A 6,224-nucleotide genomic window follows, 5' to 3' on the forward strand; every position below is an offset into this window, starting at 1 on the left:
CTTTATTTTAATACTACACTTTTATTAGAATTCAAATGATTAGTAGAGGTGCGTATGCCAATAACAAAAGTAAAGTCTGAGTTTGATAAGTTATCAGAGATTCTAAATAATGATCTGATTGCTGATGAATGTACTGCTGGTGAGCTGCAGCAAGTGCATGATCAACTTCAGGAAGCGATAAGATCCCGCGATCCCGCACAACTTATTCGTGATAAAAAGCTTGCACAGCAGTTGTTAGTCTTTGAAGAGAGTAATCCGATTATTGGTAAAGCGATTAAAGATTTTATGAATGCATTATCAGGAATGGGGATCTGATTTTAAATCTTATTTTCGCTATAAAAAAACCAAAAAAGAGAGCCGAAGCTCTCTTTTTAATTAATTGTTTAATAAACCTTGTTTATTTCACTTCTACTGCGCGGCCAGCTCGACCCGTTGTTGCAACGGTACGAACTTGTACACCAGCTTCGACTTTAGGCTGATATGATGCATCGTAATCTAGCCAATTTACCCCATCATTTGAGTATTGAATGGTTAAACCCGGGAAGGTTGAATTAGCAATTAACAGGCCATTTTCATCGATTATTGCTCCTGGAACGGGTAGGCGATATGCAACGCCTGCCGCATCTAGTTTAGCAAGCTCTTTGTAACCGATACCATTTGCGAATTTCTCCCACTCAGCGTCACGTTCAGCAATACGTTTGCCCATGTGATTAGTACCCTCAAATCCAGCCAGGTTAGATTTGTAAGATTTCTTTGCATCGTATGCCAGTTCCCAATCTGCTTTCGCCCATGCGCGTTCGGCCAATGCAATTGCACGTGGGAATGCCATAAAGTCTTGCTGCTGATCGGTGCGGATAGCCTCAGACCATAGGTGACCTTGTATCCCTTTGAAAGATTTACCTTTTTCAAGAGCAACAGTGGTTGCATTATATTCGTAAGGAGCGTTATCACGGCTTAACATTGTTTCAGCATTTGCTGGCATGTTTTCAGGCATAAAGTTAAATACCTGGCGTGAGTTAGTGTCGCGACTACCCCAGTAATAACCTGGCTCTTGTGGATCTGCTTCATATGGGAAATCGAAGTAGGTTACATCTGGAGTCGAGATAACTACGTCGTAACCAGTGTTCGCTAGCGTGTGCACGTCATTTACGCCCCCCCAGAATAATGTTCCCCAAGCGTAAGCAGAGGTGCTGCCTGCTAGTTTCGTTGGATCCATGTATTCACCGTGTTTCAGACCATCGTTCCATGCGGCAAGGCTAAGATCTTTCGCATCGAGGATATGGCTGATACGCTCGATAAAGTAACCTCCTAAGTCAGCAGCAGAGTCAACTCCGTTAGTGGTATCAACAAACATTGCGCGACATGTTGGAGAATCTACCCAGGCACCAGCAGTTTCATCAGCTCCGATATGGTAATCGGTTAATGCTTGACCCGCTGCTTTATGCTGATTCGCGATTTCAGAAATCACTTTATCCATAAAGACAAAGCTTGATTCCATACATGGATTGATGGTGTTATCCGTATAGTTTTGGATGGAGAAGTATTTCGATTCGTCATATTGGTCAGTTAGTAAGTACATTTCAGCGGCTTTCATATCGCCTTGTACTGCAAACTTTTTGTAACGAGCTTGCATAGAGATTACCGCAGCACGCGAATGACCCGGCATATCCATTGATGGGATAACTTGGATATTACGTGCTTGAGCGTAGGCTAAAATTTCAGCGTAATCAGCAACCGTGTAGTAACCAGAGCCAGTAGTTGTTGCATCAGGACCTGAACCTAACTGAGGAAGCAGACAAGTTGTTTGTTCTAAATCGTGACAACGTTTTGCACCGATCTCGGTTAGCTCAGGAAGTCCAGGGATCTCTAAACGCCAGCCTTCATCATCAGCTAGATGGAAGTGAAATTTATTCATTTTATAAGCAGCCATCTGATCTAAGAACTCTTTTACTTGTTCTTTAGAGCGGAAGTTACGAGCAACATCCATATGCATACCACGGTATTCAAAACGTGGCGCATCATATTTGACTGTCACTTTAGGCAGTTTGCCGCTACCAATTGTGACTAGAGCGGTAACAGATTGAACACCGTAGAAAGCCCCCTCCGCGTCAGCACCAACAACAGTGATACTTTTATCAGTTACTTGAAGAGTGTAAGCGCCTTTAGTTTCTTTACCATTAAAAGCTTTGTTTTCTGAATTAACAGAAACGTTAACAGCAACACCAGCGCCGGTAGTAACACCTAGTTGTTCAAAACGAGCATTCAAGGCGGCAACTTGATTAGCCGGAAGGCTTTTCTCAGCTGCAATAATGTTCAGACCTGTAGCGATATCTACAGAGCCAGATTGAATTGTCATATCAGCTGGTGTCGGGATGATTTTAGCCGATGCAACATCAGCGCCTAAATCAGCAACATCGATGTTACTGTCAAAACGAGTTTTTGCCGATGCAACAACTGTTTTATCGCCTGGATGACGTTGCCACTGGTTTGGGTTTGCTGGATCATTGCTAATGGGTTTTGCATAAGTTGTTAAGTCTTCACGACCATCAACCATTGCAGGAATAGTATTTTTAATTATACGCGCTTCGGCACCTGGAGCTGTTATGTAGTAGCTAGGCATGAAGTCTGTGTCTACGATTTGCCAGTACTCCGCATCATATTGCAGGGTGATTGATGCACCTGCTTCTAAGCCAGTAAACTTATCGGTAGCTGTTATTTTATGTAAATCACCATCAATGTGCGTAATTTCAAATTCTTCGCTGCGTGTATCTAACACGCGATGAATACTTGAGAAGTACATTTCCCAACCTGCATCGACTGCACTGTCACTATTATTTGTGATAGTAATTTCTGCTCGATAGCAAAACCCCCAAGGGCAAGCAGCTTTACTGTCGGCAACTTTATTTGCGACTAAAGATGTTGTTACATAAAGAGCTGATGCGGTTGTATCAAGTGTTTTTTGTGCGTTTGAATCATCTGTTGCGTTTATTGTTGCTGTACAACCTGTTAGTGCAGCTGTGAGCGCCGCTACTAGTGTGCTTATTTTAAAATTCAAAATTTCTCTCCTTGATGGGACTTTCAATTAGTGATTAATGTGGAACTTTGGGGAATCCACAGAAAATTAGCGATAATTCGCTATTAACGCGAAAGTACTTTAACTTAATTTGCTGAGAGAATTAAGCGTTGAGGATCTCATTATTTGCTTAAAGTTGAGTTCTTCTCACTGAAATCAGGAATAAAAGGCACAAAAAAACCGACATAAAGTCGGTTTTTATTCAGGCTTGAAAATTAAAGGCTAGATTATAGCGCTTTTATTTTTGCCTAATATCACAGTGGCTTAAAAAGCCAATTGTAATTAAAGAGCTTTAATTTTAACAAGAAGACGGCTTTTCTTACGAGCAGCTGTATTTTTGTTAATTAAGCCTTTTGTTGCGTAGCTATCTAAAACTGATTGCAGTTTTAAGAACTCAGCTGTAGCAACTTCTTTATTTGCAGCTTCGATTGCAACAACAACTTTCTTGATGAAAGTACGCATCATTGTACGACGGCTTGCATTGTGTTTACGGCGTTTTTCAGATTGAATCGCACGTTTTTTAGCAGACTTGATATTAGCCAAGACCTTAACTCCTAAATTCTGTATAACAAGGGATAATCAAAGATCGAGGAATATGCCTTGTAACACGTATATTGTCAAATGGTTTCTTTTTAACCGCTGAAAAAACTGGTAAGAAACCTATCAGATGGTTAAACTGCGCGCATTTTATACCAAAACTGCATATAGATGCAAATTGATAGTGAAGTTAACCTGCCTATTTATGCCCATAAATAGAGGGTTTCTTGTTCTTTTTTTATTTGCTTTATTAAACCTGGATCTTCGGAGCAAATGGCTTTTAACGTTAAATTTTATTTGGAAATTGAATTGTGAGTAAAAAATTATTGAAATCTGGTTTAATTGTTAGTTCTATGACCTTGATTTCACGTGTCTTAGGTTTGGTTAGAGATGTCGTTATAGCCCATTTAATGGGGGCAGGGGCTGCGGCCGATCTGTTTTTCTTTGCTAATAAAATCCCTAACTTTTTACGCCGTTTATTTGCTGAAGGCGCTTTTGCACAAGCCTTTGTTCCGGTATTAACCGAGTATGAAAAAACAAAATCAGCCGATCAAGTGAAAGATCTGATTGCTGCAGTGTCAGGAACATTAGGTACGATTGTTACTGTTATCACTATTTTGGGGGTTTTAGGATCATCTGTTATCACCGCGCTATTTGGTTTTGGCTGGTTTTTGCAGTGGTGGAATGGCGGTGCGGATGCTTATAAGTTTGAGCTTGCTTCTTATATGCTCAAAATAACTTTTCCTTATCTATGGTTTATTACTTTTACCGCACTCTCTGGAGCCATTTTAAATACCTTGGGTAAATTTGCCGTGGCCGCATTTACCCCGGTATTTTTGAATATTGCCATTATCAGTTGTGCGCTTTTTGTTTCTCCGCATTTAGCACAACCTGAAATTGGTCTGGCAATTGGTGTGTTTATCGGTGGTGCGATTCAATTCTTTTTTCAAATTCCGTTTCTGCGTAAAGAAAATCTTTTAGTGAAACCAGTCTGGAACTGGTCGCACCCTGGTGTGGTTAAAATCAGAACCTTGATGATCCCCGCTATATTCGGTGTTTCTGTCAGTCAAATTAATCTGTTGCTTGATACCTTGATCGCGAGTTTTTTACAAACAGGTTCAATCAGCTGGTTATATTATTCGGATCGCCTGCTTGAGTTTCCATTGGGTCTGTTCGGTATTGCTATCGCCACGGTGATTTTACCCAGCTTGTCTTCATCACATGTCTCTCAATCAAATCATCACTTTGCTAAAACCTTGGACTGGGGCATTCGTATGGTCTGTTTTTTAGGTTTCCCTGCGATGTTAGGCTTGATTGTGTTGGCTGAGCCTATGTTGCGGGTTTTATTTATGCGTGGTGAATTTGATATGCAGGATGTGTCTATGGCATCAATGAGTTTGTGGGCGTATGCCAGTGGCTTGCTGAGTTTTATGATGGTTAAAGTCTTAGCGCCAGGTTATTACTCTCGCCAGGATACGAAAACGCCAGTTAAATATGGCATTATTGCGATGCTCAGTAATATGGTTTTAAATATTATTTTTGCGATTCCCTATGGTTATGTCGGCTTGGCTATTGCGACGGCTCTTTCCGCAACGTTAAACGCCAGCTTATTATGGTTTGGTTTATATCGTAGTGGTGTTTATCAGGTGCAGAAAAACAGTGTTTCAGTATTGCTGCGTATTGTTATTTCAGGTGTGGTGATGGCTGCTTTCTTAGCCATTTTCAATCCTTCTTTGTCACAATGGGGACAATTTTCACTGTTTGCAGCCGCTTTAAAACTGTTTATGTTAATCGCTGCGGCCGTGCTAGTTTACTTTACTGTTTTGCTTGCGAGCGGACTACGTTTCCATCATTTTAAAGTTTCAGTTGAGAATGATTAAAATGAGAGCTGATTAGTTGCGCACTCTGTTATATAATCGCCTCTTTTATATTTTCGAAGCTCTTATTAAGTAGAACAATGGAGTTCATTTAGGTTGCTTCGTCGTTTTTATCGTTGGAAATAATAAATAAATAAAATGGAATTATTACGCGGAATTCACAATCTCAATACAGAACACAGAGGCTGTGTATTAAGCATTGGTAATTTCGATGGCATTCATTTAGGTCATAAAGCGGTGTTATCTCGATTATTACTTGAAGCAAAACGCTTACAAGTTCCCGCGACAGTGATGACCTTTGAGCCTCAACCTGCTGAATTATTTGCCGGAGATAACGCACCGGCTCGATTGAGTAGGTTGCGTGACAAATTTATGCAGTTAGAGAAACAGGGCTTAGATCGTCTACTGTGTGTTTCATTTACGCACCAGTTTGCAAATTTAAGTGCTGAAGATTTTATTGAAGAGTTATTAATTAAAAAACTTGATGTGAAGTTCTTGGTGATCGGTGATGATTTTCATTTTGGTTATCAACGTAAAGGTGACTTCAAACTGCTTAAAGCTGCAGGTCAAAAGTACGGCTTTGAGGTTGTTGATACGCAAAGTTTAATGCAGCAGCAACAACGTATCAGCAGTAGCCGTATTCGGGGTTTTTTAGCTGATGGTGAGTTGGAACAAGCCGCGTTAATGCTGGGGCGTAAATACAGCATAACAGGACGTGTCGGACACGGGCAAAAATT

At 40.6% G+C, this 6,224-nt stretch carries 5 protein-coding genes; 3 read left to right on the forward strand and 2 right to left on the reverse strand.

Annotated features, from left to right (window positions below):
- The first annotated feature begins 54 nt into the window (after positions 1 to 54).
- Entirely contained in the window at positions 55 to 315 is a 261-nt protein-coding gene (locus AC4GME_RS12125; RefSeq protein ID WP_490379452.1) for a DUF4404 family protein, read from the forward strand.
- An 82-nt stretch (positions 316 to 397) separates the two neighbouring features.
- On the opposite strand, the gene AC4GME_RS12130 is transcribed toward AC4GME_RS12125, so the two are convergent.
- Together AC4GME_RS12130 and rpsT are read right to left on the reverse strand one after the other, a co-directional pair.
- Positions 398 to 3,055 (reverse strand): beta-N-acetylhexosaminidase, encoded by a 2,658-nt coding sequence (locus tag AC4GME_RS12130; protein ID WP_490379453.1) that lies wholly within the window; start codon positions 3,053 to 3,055, stop codon positions 398 to 400.
- A 300-nt stretch (positions 3,056 to 3,355) separates the two neighbouring features.
- Positions 3,356 to 3,616: a 30S ribosomal protein S20 gene (rpsT, locus tag AC4GME_RS12135; RefSeq protein ID WP_490379454.1), complete on the reverse strand. Its 261-nt coding sequence runs from the start codon at positions 3,614 to 3,616 to the stop codon at positions 3,356 to 3,358.
- A gap of 305 nt (positions 3,617 to 3,921) precedes the next feature.
- Between rpsT and murJ the strand changes: the two genes are divergently transcribed.
- Both murJ and ribF read left to right on the forward strand, forming a co-directional pair.
- On the forward strand, positions 3,922 to 5,490 hold the full coding sequence (murJ, locus tag AC4GME_RS12140) for a murein biosynthesis integral membrane protein MurJ (RefSeq protein ID WP_490375710.1): 1,569 nt from the start codon (positions 3,922 to 3,924) through the stop codon (positions 5,488 to 5,490).
- A gap of 135 nt (positions 5,491 to 5,625) precedes the next feature.
- Positions 5,626 to 6,224: riboflavin biosynthesis protein RibF (gene ribF, locus AC4GME_RS12145; protein WP_490379455.1), on the forward strand; the 599-nt coding region annotated here is incomplete at its 3' end.

This window comes from Psychromonas sp., assembly GCF_983033635.1.

Bases quoted from the DNA above. Each gene is read 5' to 3' on its own strand.
- AC4GME_RS12125 (WP_490379452.1), top strand. From the start codon at position 55: ATGCCAATAACAAAAGTAAAGTCTGAGTTTGATAAGTTATCAGAGATT.